The 18,856-nt window shown below is 47.4% G+C and carries 23 protein-coding genes; 6 read left to right on the top strand and 17 right to left on the bottom strand.

The genetic code is table 11. The features are described 5' to 3' along the window. Positions 1–113 precede the first annotated feature (113 nt). On the bottom strand, positions 114–545 hold the full coding sequence (locus ACKU35_RS03405; RefSeq protein ID WP_319763150.1) for a peptidylprolyl isomerase: 432 nt from the start codon (positions 543–545) through the stop codon (positions 114–116). A gap of 63 nt (positions 546–608) precedes the next feature. After that, entirely contained in the window at positions 609–794 is a 186-nt protein-coding gene (locus ACKU35_RS03400) for a Trm112 family protein (RefSeq protein WP_319763148.1), read from the bottom strand. A gap of 98 nt (positions 795–892) precedes the next feature. Here ACKU35_RS03400 and ACKU35_RS03395 point away from each other — a divergent pair, with 98 nt between their 5' ends. The 3 genes from ACKU35_RS03395 to ACKU35_RS03385 all read left to right on the top strand — a co-directional run bounded on the left by ACKU35_RS03395 (position 893) and on the right by ACKU35_RS03385 (position 3,925). Beyond that, positions 893–1,750, top strand: coding sequence for a PHP domain-containing protein (locus ACKU35_RS03395; protein WP_319763147.1), 858 nt, complete (start codon positions 893–895; stop codon positions 1,748–1,750). 24 nt (positions 1,751–1,774) lie between these two features. After that, a complete protein-coding gene (locus tag ACKU35_RS03390; RefSeq protein WP_319763146.1) occupies positions 1,775–3,052 on the top strand; it encodes a peptidase U32 family protein in 1,278 nt (425 codons plus the stop codon). 195 nt (positions 3,053–3,247) lie between these two features. Then, entirely contained in the window at positions 3,248–3,925 is a 678-nt protein-coding gene (locus tag ACKU35_RS03385) for a CBS and ACT domain-containing protein (RefSeq protein ID WP_319763144.1), read from the top strand. Between the two features lie 84 nt (positions 3,926–4,009). On the opposite strand, the gene ACKU35_RS03380 is transcribed toward ACKU35_RS03385, so the two are convergent. Together ACKU35_RS03380 and ACKU35_RS03375 are read right to left on the bottom strand one after the other, a co-directional pair. Next, a complete protein-coding gene (locus ACKU35_RS03380; RefSeq protein ID WP_319763143.1) occupies positions 4,010–4,492 on the bottom strand; it encodes a YchJ family protein in 483 nt (160 codons plus the stop codon). Positions 4,493–4,530: 38 nt separating this feature from the next. Then, the gene (locus ACKU35_RS03375) at positions 4,531–4,890 is read right to left on the bottom strand and encodes a NifB/NifX family molybdenum-iron cluster-binding protein (protein WP_319763141.1); all 360 of its coding nucleotides are present in this window, start codon (positions 4,888–4,890) and stop codon (positions 4,531–4,533) included. A 110-nt stretch (positions 4,891–5,000) separates the two neighbouring features. Here ACKU35_RS03375 and arfB point away from each other — a divergent pair, with 110 nt between their 5' ends. Then, on the top strand, positions 5,001–5,417 hold the full coding sequence (arfB, locus tag ACKU35_RS03370; RefSeq protein ID WP_319763139.1) for an alternative ribosome rescue aminoacyl-tRNA hydrolase ArfB: 417 nt from the start codon (positions 5,001–5,003) through the stop codon (positions 5,415–5,417). 78 nt (positions 5,418–5,495) lie between these two features. Beyond that, positions 5,496–6,014, top strand: coding sequence for an OmpA family protein (locus ACKU35_RS03365; protein ID WP_319763137.1), 519 nt, complete (start codon positions 5,496–5,498; stop codon positions 6,012–6,014). Between the two features lie 74 nt (positions 6,015–6,088). Here ACKU35_RS03365 and ACKU35_RS03360 read toward each other — a convergent pair whose 3' ends face one another. From ACKU35_RS03360 to ACKU35_RS03335, 6 genes are all read right to left on the bottom strand, one after another. Beyond that, entirely contained in the window at positions 6,089–6,691 is a 603-nt protein-coding gene (locus ACKU35_RS03360) for an FmdE family protein (protein WP_319763134.1), read from the bottom strand. A 40-nt stretch (positions 6,692–6,731) separates the two neighbouring features. After that, a complete protein-coding gene (locus ACKU35_RS03355; protein WP_319763132.1) occupies positions 6,732–7,550 on the bottom strand; it encodes an ABC transporter ATP-binding protein in 819 nt (272 codons plus the stop codon). Further along, positions 7,547–8,614: an iron ABC transporter permease gene (locus ACKU35_RS03350; protein ID WP_319763131.1), complete on the bottom strand. Its 1,068-nt coding sequence runs from the start codon at positions 8,612–8,614 to the stop codon at positions 7,547–7,549. Before ACKU35_RS03350 ends, ACKU35_RS03355 begins: the two co-directional genes overlap by 4 nt. Before the next feature lie 3 nt (positions 8,615–8,617). Beyond that, positions 8,618–9,727: an iron ABC transporter substrate-binding protein gene (locus ACKU35_RS03345; RefSeq protein WP_319763129.1), complete on the bottom strand. Its 1,110-nt coding sequence runs from the start codon at positions 9,725–9,727 to the stop codon at positions 8,618–8,620. A 151-nt stretch (positions 9,728–9,878) separates the two neighbouring features. After that, positions 9,879–10,160 carry a ribbon-helix-helix domain-containing protein gene (locus tag ACKU35_RS03340; RefSeq protein ID WP_319763127.1) on the bottom strand — a complete coding sequence of 94 codons (282 nt, stop codon included), beginning with the start codon at positions 10,158–10,160 and terminating at the stop codon, positions 9,879–9,881. 39 nt (positions 10,161–10,199) lie between these two features. After that, positions 10,200–10,757 (bottom strand): DJ-1/PfpI family protein, encoded by a 558-nt coding sequence (locus ACKU35_RS03335; RefSeq protein ID WP_319763126.1) that lies wholly within the window; start codon positions 10,755–10,757, stop codon positions 10,200–10,202. A gap of 185 nt (positions 10,758–10,942) precedes the next feature. On the opposite strand from ACKU35_RS03335, the gene ACKU35_RS03330 reads away from it, so the two are divergent. Continuing rightward, positions 10,943–11,737: a hypothetical protein gene (locus tag ACKU35_RS03330; protein ID WP_319763124.1), complete on the top strand. Its 795-nt coding sequence runs from the start codon at positions 10,943–10,945 to the stop codon at positions 11,735–11,737. An 89-nt stretch (positions 11,738–11,826) separates the two neighbouring features. Here the strand turns inward: ACKU35_RS03330 and ACKU35_RS03325 are convergent, their stop codons facing one another. The 7 genes from ACKU35_RS03325 to ACKU35_RS03295 all read right to left on the bottom strand — a co-directional run bounded on the left by ACKU35_RS03325 (position 11,827) and on the right by ACKU35_RS03295 (position 18,811). Then, positions 11,827–11,997, bottom strand: coding sequence for a hypothetical protein (locus ACKU35_RS03325; RefSeq protein WP_319763122.1), 171 nt, complete (start codon positions 11,995–11,997; stop codon positions 11,827–11,829). A 98-nt stretch (positions 11,998–12,095) separates the two neighbouring features. Further along, positions 12,096–13,631, bottom strand: a complete 1,536-nt coding sequence (locus ACKU35_RS03320) for an anti-phage dCTP deaminase (RefSeq protein WP_319763120.1) — start codon at positions 13,629–13,631, stop codon at positions 12,096–12,098. Between the two features lie 180 nt (positions 13,632–13,811). Continuing rightward, positions 13,812–14,318: a ferritin gene (locus tag ACKU35_RS03315; protein WP_319763118.1), complete on the bottom strand. Its 507-nt coding sequence runs from the start codon at positions 14,316–14,318 to the stop codon at positions 13,812–13,814. A 26-nt stretch (positions 14,319–14,344) separates the two neighbouring features. After that, entirely contained in the window at positions 14,345–15,361 is a 1,017-nt protein-coding gene (gene cydB, locus ACKU35_RS03310) for a cytochrome d ubiquinol oxidase subunit II (RefSeq protein ID WP_319763116.1), read from the bottom strand. A gap of 26 nt (positions 15,362–15,387) precedes the next feature. Then, positions 15,388–16,701, bottom strand: a complete 1,314-nt coding sequence (locus ACKU35_RS03305; protein ID WP_319765343.1) for a cytochrome ubiquinol oxidase subunit I — start codon at positions 16,699–16,701, stop codon at positions 15,388–15,390. Positions 16,702–16,729: 28 nt separating this feature from the next. After that, a complete protein-coding gene (locus ACKU35_RS03300; protein ID WP_319763114.1) occupies positions 16,730–17,428 on the bottom strand; it encodes a DVU0298 family protein in 699 nt (232 codons plus the stop codon). 177 nt (positions 17,429–17,605) lie between these two features. Continuing rightward, the gene (locus tag ACKU35_RS03295) at positions 17,606–18,811 is read right to left on the bottom strand and encodes an FprA family A-type flavoprotein (RefSeq protein ID WP_319763112.1); all 1,206 of its coding nucleotides are present in this window, start codon (positions 18,809–18,811) and stop codon (positions 17,606–17,608) included. Positions 18,812–18,856 lie beyond the last annotated feature (45 nt).

Here is an 18,856-nt window from a genome sequence, read left to right as displayed (position 1 = left end):
ATATCTTGTCAACATTATGAAAGGAAAAAAATGTATAAAAAAATAAAATCCCTCCCACGATGAATCGTGAAAGGGATTTATATTCCTGAATAAGGCCGCAGCCTTGCGGGGAACTAAGCCAGAATTTCAAGCAGTTCAATCTCGAAAATCATGGTCTGACCAGCGAGAGGATGGTTGCCGTCAAGAACGACTTTTTCATCGGATACGGATTTTATGGTCACGTTGGTAACACCCTGATCGGTGTTAACCTGGAGCATCATGCCCACTTCGGGGTTGATTTCCGGCGGAATCTGGTTGCGGTCCACTTCGAAGGTGTGTTCTTCGTGGTAAGGGCCGTAGCCTTCTTCGGGGCTGATGGTAGCTTTTACCTTTTCGCCAGCAGAGAGGCCTTTGACAGCGTCTTCAAAACCCTTGATCAGCATGCCTTGACCGAGAACTATCTCAAGAGGTTCTCCTCTTTTGTATGAGGAATCAAATTCGGTTCCGTCTTCAAGAGAACCGGCATAGTGGACGCGGATTTTGTCGCCGTCTTTGGCTTGGGACATGGATACTCCTTGTTGTTCGCGGGCAGCCGAGTGGACCGCACACCGCATTGTTTATTTTTTTAATTATTTCTTTTCCCACTTGTCAGCGGGAACAGCATCGTCTGCTAGCATGATCGGAATTTCATCTTTTACGGGATAGACGACTTTGCAGTTTTCACATTCAAGTCCGGTTTCCCCTTCCAGAAGATTCAGTTCGCCCTTGCATTTGGGGCAAACAAGTATGTCGATCAGTTCTTTGTTAAGAGTCATAAAGGTACTCCTTGCACATTGTTTGATCCCTACCCTATAACTATAGAAAAAGAATTCCTCAACCCCGCATTTTTCAGCACTGTTATCGGAGATAGTTTATGAGTGCCATTGACCTGCATACCCATTCCACCGCTTCAGACGGAACATTCAGCCCTGCGGAGCTTGTAAGGGCAGCAAAAGAATCCGGACTTACAGCCATAGCCCTGACTGACCACGACACCATGGAAGGACTCCCGGAAGCCCTTGAAGTAGGCGTAAAAACCGGTCTGGAAGTGATTCCGGGCTGTGAGCTCAGCGTGCATAGCGATGTAGGTGTTCTGCATGTTGTCGGCCTTTGGGTAGATCCGTATTCCGAACGTTTAAAGCGAGTTTTTGAAGACATACGCGCCAGACGAGTGGAGCGTAATGAAGCTGTTATCAATAAATTACAAGGGCTCGGCTTTGACATAACCATGGAAGAAGTGCAGGGTCAGGCCGCCGGAACAATAGGCCGGCCGCACATGGCCCGGGTTATGATTCAGAAGGGATATGCGAAGAGTTTCGACGAGGTCTTCAATGAATATCTGGGCAAAAAGGGTAAAGCCTACAGCCCCAAGAATAATATCTCGGCTGAAGATGCGTTCGAGTTATTGAGGTCCAGTGATGCTACTCCAGTTCTGGCCCATCCTTTTCTGCTCAGTTCAGATGATGAAATTTTGGACCGCGAGGTGGCCCGGTTAAGAGAAATGGGTTTGCAGGGGATTGAAGTCTACTACAGTTCCCACACCATTGAGATGACCGACAGGATTAAGCGTCTTGCCCGCAAATACGGTCTGCAACCCAGTGGCGGCTCTGATTTTCATGGCTATGTAAAGCCGGATATCAAGCTCGGCAAGGGAACCGGAAATTTGTTTGTGCATCACAGTGTGCTTGATGGACTTAAAGCCTTTAGACAGTCCAGAGGGCTGAAAATTTAGTAACCATTATAAATATTGACGATTATGACTTACACAGAAGATAAATCCGATACTCCCGACTTTGCTCGCCCTATCCTTAACGATATGCCGGAACTGCTGTGTCCGGCCGGAAACATGGAAAAATTGGAAACCGCGGTTACTTATGGGGCAGACGCAGTCTACCTAGGAGCGGGTGACCTTAATCTGCGTTCCGCCGGTGCCGGGTTTAAGTGGGATGAACTGCCTGCCGCTTTTGAATTATGCCGTAATAATAACGTGCAGGCCTATTTTTGCGTTAATGCCTATCCTAAGGAAAAAGATCTGGCCAAAGTTCGCGCAGATCTTGAGAAATTATCCGTCTGTCCGCCGGACGGGCTGATCATAGCAGACCCCGGTGTGCTCATGCTTGCATCCGAAATACTGCCGGATATACCGGTGCACATCAGTACTCAGGCGAATACAGGGAATAGCGAGGCCGCAAAGTTCTGGAAAAAATTCGGAGCTGCGAGGGTCAATCTGGCCCGTGAACTTTCCGCCTCCGACGTAAGCGATATTGCCGGAAAGTGTCCTGACATGGAGCTGGAGATGTTCGTGCATGGAGCCATGTGCATGGCAATTTCCGGGCGCTGCTTCCTTAGTGCATGGCTTAATGAACGTTCTGCGAATATGGGACGCTGCACTCATCCCTGCCGTTTTGAATATAAAGCCACCGGTCTGCGGGTGGAAGAGAAAACCCGTCCCGGTCAGGATGTCTGGGAAGCGGTTGAGCATGACGGTTACACAGAGTTTTTTGCGGCTGAGGATCTTTGCCTTGTTAATTATGTGCGCATGCTGGCCCGGCTGGGCATAGCTTCCCTGAAAATTGAGGGACGCACCAAGAGTTCTTCCTACCTTGCTCAGGTGGTGGATGTTTACCGCACGGTGATCGACAGGGCGAAAGAGGGCGCCCCTCTACCCGCTAGCGCCATGCCGGAATTGATAAATGCCGCCACCCGTCCGCTGACTACTGCATTCTTCAAGAAATCCGGTCCCAGCAGAATTGCCGAGCCTCCTTCCAAGGAAGAGCGTAAGCCCGTAGTGGCCAGAGTGCTTGAACGCCGGGAAGACGGATCATGGCTGCTTTCCGTGAAAGCCCGCTGGGAAGAGGATTGCGATGTGGAAATTCTTGTTCCCGGATTGGAAAGGCCGCTGATTGATTCCGGGAGTTATTCTTTTGAAGCAACCAATGGTGAACCTAAGGATGTGATTCATTCCGGCACACAGGCAATCCTGCGTTGCGATCATCCTGCTGTTGCGCCGGGCCTGTTTTTCCGTAAAGGGTGAGCCGCGAATTAAATTCGGCTACAAAAATGTAGGGCTTCCGCTTTTTAGTTATGCAAAGATTGACCGAAGACCTTTGTTTATATATTCATATAGTAGGAAAATTGAAAAGTTTAGCATCAAGCGGAGTTGAACTGCATTGTTCACCTGATCATCTTATAGAAACATCATAAGCCATCGGCCCCAAGGAGGTTCCATATGCTGGTTGAGAACTGGATGACTAAAGAAGTAATTACTATCACCCCCGACCGTTCAATGATGAAGGCTGCGAAATTGTTGAAGGATAACAACATCAGCAGGTTGCCTATTGTTGACGAGGACGGAGTACTTGTCGGTATAATCTCAGACCGTGACATCAAGGAAGCTTCTCCCTCCAAAGCGACCACACTTGATATGCATGAGCTTTACTATCTGCTCTCGGAAATCAAGATCAAGGACATCATGTCCCGCAAGGTTTTTACTGTTTCTATCGATGATACTGTGGAAAAAGCCGCTGTTATCATGGAAAAGAATAAAATCGGCGGTGTTCCGGTTGTTGATGCTGAGAACAAGTGTGTGGGCATCATCACCACCACCGATGTTTTCAAGGTCCTGACCAGCATCACCGGTGTTTTCGACGGCGGCGTACAGGTTGGCCTCGCCCTTTCCAATGCTCCCGGGTCACTTAACGGAGTGCTTGACTATCTGAAGGATAACGGTGGACGGGTTATGTCCATCCTTACCTCTTATGAGCCGGAGCAGGAAAATATGCGCCATGTCTTCATCCGTATCCATGACATGGACAAAGCCACCCTGAACAAGATCAAGCAGGGGCTTTCCGATAATTTCAATCTGCTTTATTGGACCAGAGATTCCGTAAACGGACTGACTTCATAATTTTTAAGATTCAATAAGAATGAGAAAACCCCCGGAGCATAGCTTCGGGGGTTTTGTTTTGTTCGGAGCAGTAAAAGGCTATATTTAACCGCAACACTTTTTGTATTTCTTGCCGCTGCCGCAGGGGCAGGGTTCGTTGCGGCCGATCTTTTTGTCTTTTTTGATCGGCTTCGGGGGTACTATATCACCATCAATGTATATCCAGTTCCCGTCTCTTTTTTCAAAGTGACTCATCTCGTGGTGAGTATGGGTAGCTCCCTGCTGTTTGAATTTGGCGATGAATTCAACTTCACCGGTTTCGTCATCAGCAAGGCCCTTGGAGGTAGAAACAATTTCAAGGCCGAGCCATGTGGATGTTTCCGCCCATACTTTGACCTGTGCTTCATCATAGTCATGCTTGCTTTCCGGTGCGAGAGTGTCACCGAGGTAGTCTACTCTTTCCACAGCGAAAGCTGTGTAGCGGGAACGCATGAGTGCTTCGGCGGTAGGTGCAGGCTCTTTTCCTGTGATGTATGGTTCGCAGCAGCTTTCATAAGCATTGCCGGAACCGCAGGGACATTCATTCATGTTTCTATCTCCAAGCTATTAATTTGATGGATACTATTTTAGTGGTTTCCGCAGGATTCGTGATCGTCGCAGACGATAGCGGAGTCGGTCAGGGAGCCGGCTGCCCATTTGGCTACAGTTTCCTTGAGGTCTCCATCGCAACCGCGGATAACCTGAATGCCGCTGTTCTGCAAGAGGTTGACTGCTCCCTGTCCCATGTTGCCAGCCAGCAGGAGTTCTACACCTTTTTCGGAAAGTTGGGGCACGATGTTGGATTTACATCCGCAGCCCGGGGGAGGTGTGAGTGTTTCTTCTTCGATGATGTTTTTTGCATCATCCAGAGTGAAAATGGTGAAAGCTTCACAATGACCAAAGTGTCCGTCAACCATTCCGTTTCTGGAAGGAAGTGCGATTTTCATAATAAATCTCCTTGAAAAAAAGTAAGATCGGTGCAAGACCCGTAGCAGCGAACTAAAAAAAGACTGCGCACGCCATTTTGCGCATAAAACAAAACATCCAGCCGAAAGCTATGATAAGTATCACTTCCACATTGTCCATACCTGACAATGAAATTAGTTTTTTTGCCAGCCGCAGTTCCGGTCCCGGCGGTCAACATGTGAATAAGACTTCCTCCAAGGTCACTCTGGTGTTTAACATTCAGGAATCCGAAAGCTTGAGTGACCACCAGAAGCATCTGCTCAGTACCCGTCTGAGCGGGCGCATAAATGCCCGGGGAGAACTGCAGCTTTCCTGTGAGGAACACCGCAGCCAGTTCCGAAATAAGGAAGAAGCGGTTGCCCGGTTCGCGAAAATAGTTGCCGATGCATTGAAGCCCGTACGCAAAAGACGTAAGACCAAAATGCCATATGCTGCAAAGCGAAGACGCCTTGATAACAAGAAAAAACGCTCTCAAATTAAGCAGGGCCGCTCAAAACCATCGTACTAAGTCTTATCAGCTGTAAAAACTTGCTCCGAAGCTCCAGACAGGTTAATTTATAGTCATCAAAATCTGTCTGGAGGTCCTATGAAAAAATTAGCTTTCCTGATTATACTTATCCTTGGCTGCGCGTCTTTTTCTTACGCAGGGCAGGATGGTTTTGCTGCAAATTCTGATGATATCCTGACTATGATTACCAATCCCGGCGGCAGGGCGTTCCTGAAAATCGAGTTTAAAGTCAATTCATCAAAAATCAGTAAAAAAACTTATCCGGTGGTGGATTCGCTGGGTACGGCACTTACTTCCGGACCCGGTTCATCCATGCAGGTTAAGCTGGTGGGCCATACCGATTCAGTCGGGGCCGAAGAATATAACCGCTCCTTGAGCCTTAAGCGCGCCGAAGCAGTTAAGAATTATCTTGCGGTTCATTTCGGTATTGATCCTGACCGGATCGAGATTGACGGCATGGGCGAGGATCAACCCATCGCTTCCAACGATAGCGCTAAGGGCCGGGCCCAAAATCGCAGGGTTGAAGTTATCAACATCACTAAAAAGGAAGAAGCTCCCAAGATGTATAAAGAGCTGGACACCAAAAATCTCTGGTAGGCTTGATTGTAGATTTATTATGATGGAATACGTTAGCCAACCGGCCTCTATCGCGATGATAGAGGCCGGATTTTTTATATTTTCTGCTCAACTTTTTCAAAGCAGTCTAAACACAGGGTTCGGCCCGCGAATCTCCGCGAACGCGATTCCATGTGCATCTCTCCGCAATCTTCACAGGTGAGTGATTGCAGTATAGCCGCAGGACGGGGCATTCTTATCTGCGGTTCCTGTTTTATAAACATCTCTGTAAGATCAGCTTCGTAATATTTCTTTTCACATTCAGCGCGCAGCCGGGTGCATTTTTCCTTTTCTTCAGCAGTGGGGTCATTCAGCCCCATAAGTCGACTCATTTCAGCCCGCAGCTCAGCAATGTAATCGGGATTGAGCAAAGCCCGCAACCCTTTTCCATCTTTACGCCTGTAAAATGTGAAGGACATCTTGCCGTGATCTTTAAGGATAAGATTGCCTTTACCTATGGAGCATCCTGTGAGGAACTGGATGGCGTCCACTCCGCACATGTCGGTTTCGCAGATGGCTACGATAGGGGATTCGGAGTTATGTCCCAGCTCGCTCAGACATAATTCTGCGGCACGTACTCCGATGGCTAGTCCAGGGCACTGGTGACCGTGGAATTCAATGGTTCGTTCGAGCTGTTCTTGAGAGAAATACGCAGTCATTATCTTCACCTCAGGTATGTTTTTGCAAAGTTACATAAAATTATTGTCTTATCTCATGATTGTATTCGTGAGAATGTTCGTGTTCGTAGTCCTGTGCTTCGAGGTCTTCAACGGGATGGATGACCGGACAGCCTTTGCGCATCTCGATTTCAACTTCCACGCCGTATACCTGTTCTATAATTTCCGGACTGACACACTCTTTGCCACCGCAACCGCAGACCGTTCCATCCTTGAGGAAAATGAATTTGTCCGCGTAGCGCAGGGCGGTATTCAGGTCATGCATGGTCATGATGGCTGAGACCCGGTGTCCTTTCACCACCGCTCGCACCGTGCGCAGTATCTCAAGCTGGTTTTTGAGATCAAGGGAACTGGTAGGTTCATCCAGCAGAAGCACATCCGGTTCCTGCACAAGGGCGCGGGCGATGCTGACCTTTTGCAGTTCTCCTCCGCTGAGTAGATCTATGTAGCGCAGGGAAAGATGGTTCAGGGAGAGTCGTTTTAGAGCCGCGTCAACGATTTTAATGTCATGGTCGCGGACCCTCCATTTGATATGCGGTTTGCGGCCCATGAGGACAGCGTCAAAGACGGTCAGCCGGGCCGGGTCCACCCGTTGCGGAACATAACCTATCAAACGGGCAATGTCGTCGGAAGCAAGTTTGAAAACATCTTTATCCTTGACCAGAACGGAGCCCTGTGCAGGCCTGTGTATGGCGTTCATGCATTTGAGCAGGGTTGTTTTGCCGGCGCCGTTGGGGCCAAGTATGGCCAGCAGCTCTCCTTGATGCACATGGAAATTGACATCCTTAAGAATTGCAGTTGCGTTGTAGCTGAAATTGATGCCCTTCACATTAATATTCATTTGTTACCCCTGATGATCAGCCAGATGAAGACCGGAGCTCCGAGAAAGGCGGTAAGCACCGAGACCGGAAGTACGTTCGGGGCGAGCATGAGCCTTGCCGCGGTGTCAGCTGCCAGCAGAAGGATTGCGCCGACCAGACAGGAGGCCGGAAGCAGAAAGCGGTAATCATCACCTATCAAACGCCTGACCATATGCGGGCAGACCAGCCCTACGAATCCGATTATGCCCAGAAAGGATACAATCACCGCGGTAACAAGCGAGGCCAGCAGCATCCCGGTCAAGCGGACCCGTTCAACCTTTACACCAAGTCCCTTGGCAGTTTCGTCGCCGGCTTCAATGGCATTGAAATTCCAGCGGTTTGCCGTGAACCAGATGTAGGCTGCGGCTGTTACCGCGCAGATGATGCCCAGTTCGGTCCATGTTGTCCGGGCTACGTCCCCGAAGGTCCAGAACACCATGGCCGCCAGTTGCACGTCATCAGCAAAATATTGCAGGAACATGGTGCCAGCGGTGAAAAGCGCTCCAAGTGCGACTCCGGTAAGCACCATTACCTCCGGGGTGGCCCGTCGGCTGCGGGATATAGCTATGATGGCAAAAGTCGCGACCAGGCTGAATCCGAAAGCAGTTAAGGTGGTCAGGTAGGGTGAGTTGATGGTTACTGCGCCCACGTTGGAGCTGGCCATGGTTCCGAGATCAAGCAGCATGACCGATACGGCGGCCCCGAATGCTGCGGCATGGGAAATCCCAAGTGTAAAAGGTGATCCCAGCGGGTTTCGCAGGATTGCCTGCATGACTGCCCCTGCCACGGAGAGTCCCGCTCCCGCGGCAAGGGCTGTCAGGGCCTGCGGAAGTCGGATATTCCAGATGATCAGGTCGAATCTTTTGGAAACTGTATCTCCAAGCAGGGTCAGCAACGCTTCAGGGGCTGAAATCGAAACCGGTCCCATGCCGATGGAGGCGATCAGCATTGTTCCGGCCAGTAGCAGCCCTGCTCCGAGAAAGAAAGATTTCTGCCTGATGTGTCGGGAATATTCAGCAGGAATTTGTCCGTCATCAAAATGCATAGGCTAGTACAGCTCCAGTTTCTGGAAGCCCTTAACGCTAAATGCCTTTTCCATGGTTTGCAGCACCGGTTTACCGACCATAAAGGAGTATATTTCATTTGCTTTAATCTCCGGATCAATATCCTTGAATCTTTCCGGGTAGAGCACCTTACCTACGTAAAATGCATCGGCAATGATGGAACCGTAGTTGCGGGAATACCAGTTATAGGGGAGCACGGTGTATACATTACCTGAAGAAACCGCATCAAGGGACATGTAGGCCGGATCAGTCGTTAATTCATAAATGGCTCCTGCATTTTCACCCAGTTGTGAAGTGGATATATCCACAAAGAGAATTTCCGGATTCCAGGCTACGATTTGTTCCTTGGATACATTGGTATGCTGTAGCGGTTTGCCTTTGCCTTTTGCCGGGCAGGCGACGTTACGCGCATTTACAAAGCGGAAGGGTGGGTATGCAGGTTCGGTGGACTGCAAACCGTGCGGACCTTTCTGGGCAATGCCGCCAACATAGCAGGTGCTGCGTTTTTCTTTTGGGATATCTTCGGTTCTCTTTTTTAGATCATTGATTTCATTTTCCATGAAAGCGCAGATCTCTTTGGCCCGCGCCTGTCTGCCTATGATTTCACCCATGAGTTGTAGCGAGTTGTAGATAGCTTCCCGTTTGGTCGCGAGACTACAGTAGGATAAGCATACTACCGGTATTCCGGTTTTGGCTTGAAGCTCGTCGGGATCATACCCCATATCCTTGTATGTCTTGAAGATAACCTGCGGCTGTGGCTCTAGTCCGAGAATTAGCTCCGGATTGTCGTGACCACGGAATTCTCCGATCAGCGGTTTGTTTTTGAATTGCGGATTGGCGATGGCATAGGGTCGGGCATCGAATCTGGTTTTACGGCGTTCGATAGAATCCACGCCTACAACCATATTCTGGCCTTGCAGATAGGTCAGGTACCTAAGGCAGCCCGGACCGGAACAGATCACCCTTTCCACTTTTGCGGGAATTTCCACCTTGCGTCCTGCCATATCTGTAATGGTTCTGGGCCCACCTATGGCTGGTAAGGAGAAGCAAAGTATGATCATCAGAGAAAGGAAAGAGGAAACGAGCTTGTTCATTTTGACCTCATTGTCGCCATTTTAAGTTGAGATGTTATTTAAAATCGATATGTATTTGATGTATACGTATGGAAAAATCGTGTCAATATGAGCTGAAAAAAAAGCCCGCTGTAAGAAAGCGGGCTTGTAGTGATTTATTTAGTGCGAGCTGTCAGGCAGTTTTATTCACCAGATAGGTGGTGCAGACCACACGTAGAAGAGAGGCGAAATTGGATATTTCACCATTCAGGTTGTAGGCTTCATTGTGAAGCTTGGTGATGAACTTAGCAGTGCTGTTTTGCTCTTCCTCAGCCAGTTCATCGAGAATTGTCCAGAACCGTCTTTCAATACGGATGCTGGTTACAGCGCCGTTAATGCGGATAGAACGGGTTATCTGTTCATATTCCGTCGGCGGGGTGGATGCGTAAATTTCACACATGGGAATTCCTTGCATGCTTAGCCCCCGCTGACGGTAAGGTCCGTTAAAACCGTATTAACCGATGCGGTCTGCCAGCAGGCGCAGCCATTTAGGATGGGCGGGCCATGCGGGAGCTGTTATGAGATTACCATCGCTAATGGCATCGTCCATGCCTATTTCAACATATTCCCCTCCGGCCATTTTTACTTCTGGGGCGCATGCCGGATAGGCAGAGACTTTTTTACCCTTCAGCATTCCTGCTGTCGCAAGAAGTTGCGGTCCGTGGCATATGGAAGCAATGGGCCGGTCGGAAAAATCACGGACGATATCGAGCACTTTTTCATTCAGGCGCAGATATTCGGGAGCTCTGCCTCCGGGAACTACAAGAGCAGCATAATCTCCGGTTTTAACACTGTCAAAGTCAGCGTTGATGGTGAAGTTGTGACCTGGGCGTTCAAGGTAGGTCTGCTGGGATTCAAAATCATGGACCGCAGTGGCAACCTGTTCTCCTGCTTTTTTGTCCGGGCATATGGCGTCCACCTCAAAGCCCATAGCCTGAAGTGCCTGAAAAGGAACCATTACTTCGTAGTCTTCCACAAAGTCACCGACGATCATCAGAATTTTCTTAGCCATTGTCTGTCTCCTTTTGAAAGTTATATTGAGGCAGTCTAGCAGAAAAAAGAACTTCAGTGGTAGCATTCCGGTACTACAGATTTCTCACCTCATATCTGGAATGATATTTGCTATACATATACGAGCGTATGTTAAGTAGGTAATTTTTTCCATTCTTCCAGTCCAACCCAGCTAGGAGTAGTTTGATGAGTATTTCTGGAATCGACGGTTCTGAGAGTGCACAGTCTTATATAGATAGTGTTCCTAATGTACCTGAGGAATCAAAAATATCACCGAATAGTCAGGATGCTGATTTTATAGATTCATTAATGATATCAAAGGATACGGATGGTGATGGTATCCTTGACCTTGATGAATCCGGCCTCCGTAAAAAGAAATTTGATAAGTATGACATAGACGGAAACGGCAAAATCTCCGCTGATGAGGTTCAGGCTGAGATTGAACGGATTCAGAAGCAGAAAAGTGAGCTGGGCAAGCTTGATGTACATATGCAGCAGGCGGAACATTTTGCCGCAAACGTCCAAAAGAACAACTCTCAGAGTCTTCTGGGTTTTGAAGAAAGCGGTTTGGATGAAGATACATTCAATATGCTTGATTCGGACGGAGATGGTAAGGTCTCGCAGGCTGATATAAACGCTGCAACAGCATCAGAAACAGAGGATCAGGGGCTGAGTGGTGATAAAACTTTTTCTGAGGCCGTAGAAGAGTACGATAAACGTTTTTTCAGCCGGAAAAAGGATGATGAAGAGGACAATGACTTAAACAATGACTTAAACAATGACGGCACTGTTACCGAGGAAGAGCTGAGGCAGAGCGAAAAAACTGCAGGTATTAAAGCTGAGCAGAATAAAGACTCCGAAGAGAGCGAAAAGATGAAGGGCCCCTCCGCCAGGCATATGGCCGGAGTCCGGGCTTATCAGGAACAGGCTGCCGGATTTTTCGCCTCAGCCGCACAGTCGACCGTAGAATTTGAATATTAAATTCGCTGATTTTTACAGAGCCTACTTTTATATTTCCAAAACAAAGTCCCCCGAAGCGGCGCTTCGGGGGACTTTGTACGTAATAGCTTTTACCAATTGAGCTTTTTGGCATCTTGGACTGCGCGGTATAGTATCATTTCTTTGTGGCGTTTATTTGCTTCTTCTTGGTCACGGATATTTTTGTTTAGGTAAAGAATTTTTCCATTCTTCTCTTTTTGCGATCTTTTAGTAATATCCGAATTTGATCTTAGTTGTGGCATCGTTTACCCCGCAAATTTTTATAAGCCTTACCTTGGCTTTCAATAAATTTCAACTTCAAAGTATCATAATAAAATGGTTGTTTGAAGCTGAAATGTTTTTATTTAGGCTTTTGAGGGGCAGGGATAATTTCGCGATCAACCATATTGTCAATCACAACTTTTTCATAGAGTTCAACGCTTTCCTTTAGGTTGGCAATAGCGGGGGAAACTTCAGTTCTATCGATTGGTTCCTTTTGTTTCTTTTTTCTATCTTCAGCAACGAAAAGATCTATATACTTTTTAGGAGAGACTCCTTCAAAAGGAATAATTTTGAGCTTTTTCCCATTATATGAATATGCAGCATCAAATTCAATAGAGTCGTCGTGGAGTTTTAAAGCTAAGCTTTTTTCATATGGTTCAATATAGTAAACGGTACTTATGCCGCTTGCAACAATATGTCTAGCGCAGTTATGGCACGGGTATGTGGTGCAAAATAGTTTTGCGTTTTTTAACGACTTGTTGCCAGTCCTTGCAGCTGTTGTGATTGCATCCATTTCGGCATGTATAGATCGTGAAAATTCAGTCAGATTTTTTATCTTATCAATTTTAAATAAATTATCTGCTATTTCTTCTATGTTTAAACCAGTTTTTATATAATCAGAAATTGTGCTTATAATTTCATCTTTGATAGCATTTTTATACTCTGTGTTCTTACATCCTGAGTTGTACCTATGAATGCATCTGTTATCGTTTGTTAAATCATTTTCGCAGTAAAGACCGCCACCAAATTTTGGAACATCATTACGCCCGGTAGCAATGATTTCATTATGTTCATCAAGGATAGCCGCCCCTACTTGCCGTGAAAGGCATCCTGACCGAAGAGCTGACCCTTGGGCAAGAAACATTGCATATTCTTCTACTGTTGGTGTGATAGTAATATCAGACATTATCAGGCTTATGAATCTGTTCAATTTAGTACGAATGTTAGAAATATTGTCTTTTTCATTGTAAAGGAAGAAGTCGGACTGATACAAAGCGTTAATAGTTTTTTGCCCATGAGGTTTGTTTTCTTTTTTGTCTTTTTCGATTAATTTTGTTGCAATTTCAGGTGTAGCGTCTGCATTAACAATTAATCTTTGTTTTCGTTGATTTTCAGGGCATAATACACCTATTTGGAAGAAAGAATTTCCATAAACAAGATTGAGAAGATCGTATTCTTCAGGATGTTTGATGCTGTCTATGAGAACAACGAAGCGTTCATCATCAATGTCTCTATCTGTATCTGCTCCTGCTCTATAGGTATGCACTTGTTTTACAGCAAATTCAGCAAGGACACTATGACTATAATTGAGCCGCATATAATTACCATTTTCTTGTAATTCTTTAATGCGTTGTAACTTACTTAATCCCTTTGTGGTAACAGACCGTTCTTCCTGTATAATTTTGCTTAATTTTACAGTGTATACAGTATAGTTGAAGCTTTCAAAGATAGACTTAATCTCTTTGCTGACTGTTGACGTTCCACTCCCAAGTTGTCCACATATAGCAACAACTAAATCTGTTCTTTTCCTTGAATTAATCCTCTTGGTTATATTTTCTTTGCCTTTGTGAGTTGAAACCTTTGTGAGTTCTTTTGCGGTATTTTCTTTGTTCATAGACCCTCCTTTTGAGGGGTTATGTATCAAAAAAAAAGCATCATGCATAGATTGGAGTTCGTAAATATTGTTAATCGATATTTACGTTGTGCCTCTGCCTGTTACATAGGGATATTTCCAAAACAAAGTCCCCCGAAGCGGCGCTTCGGGGGACTTCTTTTGTGCCTTGCGATACGGGAACTATTCAGCGGGTGCGTTGAATACGCGGGTGGACAGTTCCTTATCGAGAATGAACATACCGTTGCCTTCCCCTTCCAGCAGACGCAGTTTGTTCAGCACTGCGTTTACGTTATCTTCCTCTTCAACCTGTTCGGTTACGAACCACTGCAGGAAGATGTTGGTGGCGTGGTCCTTTTCAGTGATGGCGAGGTCCACGAGGTTGTTAACAAGGGAGGTTACATGTTTTTCGTGTTCAAGAACGGCTTTAACGCAGTCCAGCGGGGATTCCCATTCAGTTTTGGGACCTTCGATGGTGGATAACAATACGCGTCCGCCGCGTTCATTGATGTAATCGTAGAACTTCATGGCGTGGAATTGTTCTTCCTGTGCCTGTACCCGCATCCAGTTGGCAAAACCGTCCAATCCGAGATCGCTGAAGTAAGCGGACATGGAAAGGTAAAGGTAAGCAGAGTACATTTCAGCATTGAGCTGCTCGTTAAGAGCTTTTTCAAGAACCTTATTAGACATTGTTGGGTTTCTCCGTAATGGGATTTTTAATAGCCCAGATCTTCATCAGTAATCTTGGTTGCAAACATCTTATGCATCCAGAATTGGTAAGCGATGACGATGGGGACCATGATTAATGCGACCGTCAGCATTATCTTAAGGGTCAGCTGACTTGAAGCAGCATTGTGAATAGTGATCGAGTATGCCGGGTTAATGCTGGAAGGCAGCAGGGCCGGGAACAATCCGATCACACCGAACAAGGTAGTGGACACAATGAGTACAGCGGAGCTGATCCATGCCTTCCACCACTTGCGTGCTGATATAAGAGTGCGGACCTTAACAAGAGCAAAGATCGGAATCAGAAGAATCAGTAACAGTGCCGGGTAGGCGAGGAAGTTACCGAGAAGATGTGTATATACTCCGGTAAGTGCCAGAAAGGCAATAAAAACTGTTGCCAGTACCGGCCAGAGTGTTGAAGCAAGGTCTGCGGCGCGCTGGTTGAGTTCGCCATCCTCGGTACGCGCAGCAAGCCAGAGCAGTCCGTGCTGCGCAAAGAGGAGCACGAAAAGAATACCGCCGCCGAGTCCGTAAGGATTGAGCAGTGTGAAGATGTTGCCCTGGAATACGCCTTCGCCGTCAATGGGTATTCCCATGAAGATGTTGGCAAATGCAACACCGAGCAGGAGGGCGGGCAGGAAACTGCCGACTACAAAGCAGGCGTCCCAGAACTTACGTCCGCGGTCGCTTTCCATCAGTGCGCGGAATTCAAAAGCCACACCGCGAACAATGAGGGCGATAAGCAGCAGCATCAGCGCGGTATAGAGTCCGCTGAACATTACAGCGTAGGCTTTTGGAAATGCGGCAAAGGTTACACCACCAGCGGTAATCAGCCATACTTCGTTACCGTCCCAGAAGGGACCAATGGCGTTATGGATAACTTTACGGTCTTTTTCCGTTTTAGCAATAAAAGGCATCATTGCTCCGAGACCCAGATCATACCCGTCGAGCATGAAATAAATGGCCCAAAGCAGTCCCCATAGTAAGAACCAGATTGATTCAAGCATCATAATCTCCTTGACTTACAGGCTAACTAGGCCTTTTCGGGTTGAGGACCCCTGCGGGCGAACTTGGCCAGCAGGAAGATTTCAGCCGCACCCAGCAGGGTGTAGAGGGAGGTCAGGGCTATGAAGGAGAAAGCCACCTGACCTGTCGCAATGGGCGAAACTGCGTCAGTAGTCTTCATCATGCCGTAAACAATCCATGGCTGGCGTCCAACCTCGGCAACCGCCCAACCTGCCCACATGGAGACGTAAGGCAGCGGGAGAGCCAGGAGCATTATCCGCAAGTAGAGCTTGTTTTCGACCAGATTCTTGCGGTTTCTCCAGCCCCAGATACAGAGTATCGGGAAGAGGGTGCCAAGACCGACCATAAGTCTGAAGGAAAGGAATGTTACCAGTACGGGAGGACGGTCTTCCTTGGGCCATTCCTTGAGTCCTTTGACCGGAGCATCAAAGCTGTTGAAAGCGAGAAAACTCAGGCCGCCGGGAATTCCGAGGAATTCAACAGCGTTTTTTTCGTTTTTTTCGTCAGGCATACTAAGCAGGTACATAGGTGCGCCGTCAGGAGCGGTGTCCCAAAGGGACTCCATCGCCGCGAGCTTTTCCGGCTGGTGTACGGCTACGTCCTGTGCGTGGCTGTGGCCCTGTACTGCTACGAGGATTGAGAAAATGAATGCTGTGGCGAGGCCAAGTTTAAAAGACTTGTTGAAGAATTCCACTTCATTCTTTTTGAGCAGGTGGTAAGCACTGATGCTCATGATAAAGAAGCTAGCCACAATAAAAGAACCGAAAGCGTTATGGAGAAACTGTCCCCATGCAAAGGTGTTGCTGAGTACTTCTCCGAAATTTTCCAGTTCCGCGCGACCGTTACGCATCACATAACCGACTGGATGCTGCATCCAGCCATTGGCAAGGATGATCCAGATGGCGGAAATGTTGGAAGCAATTGCGACAATCCAGATGGATGCGGCGTGCATTTTGGGGGAGAGTTTTTTCCAGCCGAAAATCCATGCGGCCAGAAAAGTTGATTCCATAAAAAATGCAACTGTTGCTTCGACTGCCAGCAGCGATCCAAAGATGTCTCCAACATATTCAGAATAGCGGGACCAGTTGGTACCGAACTGGAATTCAAGGGTGATTCCAGTTACGACACCAAGAACAAAGTTGATGACGAATAGCTTTCCCCAGAATTTGGTCATGCGCAGATAAATATCTTTATTTGTGCGCACGTACATGGTTTCCATGATGGCAACCAGTACGGAAAGCCCCAGTGTGAGTGGTACGAAAATGAAGTGGAACATTGTTGCCATGGCAAATTGCAGCCTTGACAGCATTAGAACATCCATCATTCCTCTCCTTGTTCAAATTGTTGATTTAATGCCCTAAAATTCTTTCCAGGGCATCCTGAGCCAGCCTTCCCACCGTTACAGACTGCAATAACGAGTCCCTGTAAATATCAATAACAGTATCATTATCCGTCAAATCTTCAAGCGTTTTAACGGACTCAGAAGCTTTCAATCCACCCAGAGCCCAACAGGCTGTCCCCTGTATTACCGGGTCGGCGTATGAAAGAAAGCGGATCATATCATTTGTGGCTTGCGCTGCTATTTCCGGCCGTGTCTGCGCCATGCGGGCTACGCCCCATACTGCGCCGCGGAGCAGAATCGGAAATTCCAGATAGTTTTCCGGTCCTTCTTCGTCTTCATGGCTGTAGCTAAGCAGAATTTTGCCGTACTCTTTAGCCATAAGGGAGTTTACAGCAGCGATTTCACCCATTGTTTCAGGAACACCCCAGGCGCAACCACCTGACTCTTCATTAAGCATCCACATAATTCTGCGCATGACAATTCGTGCCTTGGCTGCGTCCTCCTGCGCCATACGGGAAATCACCTTGCCGAAGCAGGTTACTCCGTGCCAGCGAACGATAACAGTACTTGCGCAAAGTGATGCGAAAAGAGGGGCCACGAGGTTTTGCATGGTGTATTTTTCCATCAAACCCTCGAAATCGCTTTCCCAGTTTTCGTTAGCCAGAACGTCCATGACTTCTTTTTTGATTTTACGTCCGGTAGCCATCTTTTGTTCTCCTTAAAACTGAAGAAGCTAAAAAAAACTATTATTGATAACAGTGTAACAGCTTTCTATTTTTGCATTTTCATTTACGTGATAACACAAAAAGAAAGGCTTTGTGAATTACTTTTTATTTACCGGGGGAGAACCCCGGACAGGTGCGAACCCGTCCGGGGCTGATAATTATTTACCGGTTTTTTCCTTGATTGCGGCTGCAATGGAAACACCAAGCTGAAAGCACTCTTTAAGAGTGTCGTGGCTGGGACGGTTTTTGGCTTTGATCTGGGGTTCGATGATATCGCAGCCCATTTTTTCAAGCCATTCGTTCAGAATGTTTACGCATTCTCCTGACCAGCCGAAGGAACCGACAGCAGCACCGATTTTGTTTTTGGGACGCAGTCCCTTAACGTAGGTCAGTGCATCGGCCATGCCGGGCAGGATGCCGTTGTTATGAGTCGGAGAACCGACGACAATGGCGGCGGAGTCGAAGACTTCGCTCATGATGTCGCTGTGGTGGTTGGCCTTAACGGACATGATTTTAACGGAAATGCCTTCGGAAACGAGACCGGAAGCAACAGCGTTGATCATGCGCTCGGTGGAGCTCCACATGGTGTCGTAAAACAGGGTTGCCTTGTTTTTGGGTTCCTGTTTTGCGTATTCCATGTATTTTTCAAGTGCGAAAGCGCAATCATCACCGCGGAACATGAGTCCGTGGTCAGGCAGGATCATTTCGACATCAAGGTTGAGGCCCGCGAAGGTTTCGAGGGTCTTGATTACCTTGGAAGAGTAAGGGGTGATGATGTTCGCATAGTACTGCTGCATATGGTCTTCGACCACTTCTTTGCTCATTTCATCAGCCCAGCGTTCACTGGCGGCGATGTTCTGTCCGAAGGAATCACTTGTGAAGAGCATTTTTTCTTCAGGTACAAAGGTGTACATGTTGTCCGGCCAGTGCAGCATGCGGGTTTCGTAAAAACGCAATGTGCGTTTACCGATGGAAACTTCTTCGCCGGGTTTGACAACGTGGATGGGCCATTCTTCGCAGTCAAAGAATGTTTTCAGAGCCTTTCCGCCCATGACGGAGACAAAGATCTTTTCCGGCTTGCACATCTTGACCATTGTTTCGAGGCAACCTGCGTGGTCCGGCTCGAGATGGTTGACAACGATGTAGTCGATTTCTTCCGGTTTGGTCAGGTGTGTGAGGTTGCAGATAAACTGGCCTTCACAACTTTTAGAGACAGTATCTACCAGAACTTTTTTTTCATCTTCAATGTAAAAAGCGTTGTATGTGGTTCCGTTTGCGGAACGGGCATAACCGTGAAAGTTACGGCAGTTCCAGTCCACGACTCCGATCCAATGTACGCCTTCTTTAATTTCAACAGGTCTCACTTGCGTATTCCTATTATAGTATCTTTTTATTGTTGATGCGCAGAA

This window comes from Maridesulfovibrio sp. (assembly GCF_963676065.1).
In the GTDB taxonomy this organism is placed as follows: domain Bacteria; phylum Desulfobacterota; class Desulfovibrionia; order Desulfovibrionales; family Desulfovibrionaceae; genus Maridesulfovibrio.
This window is presented reverse-complemented; position numbering and strand designations above follow the sequence as displayed.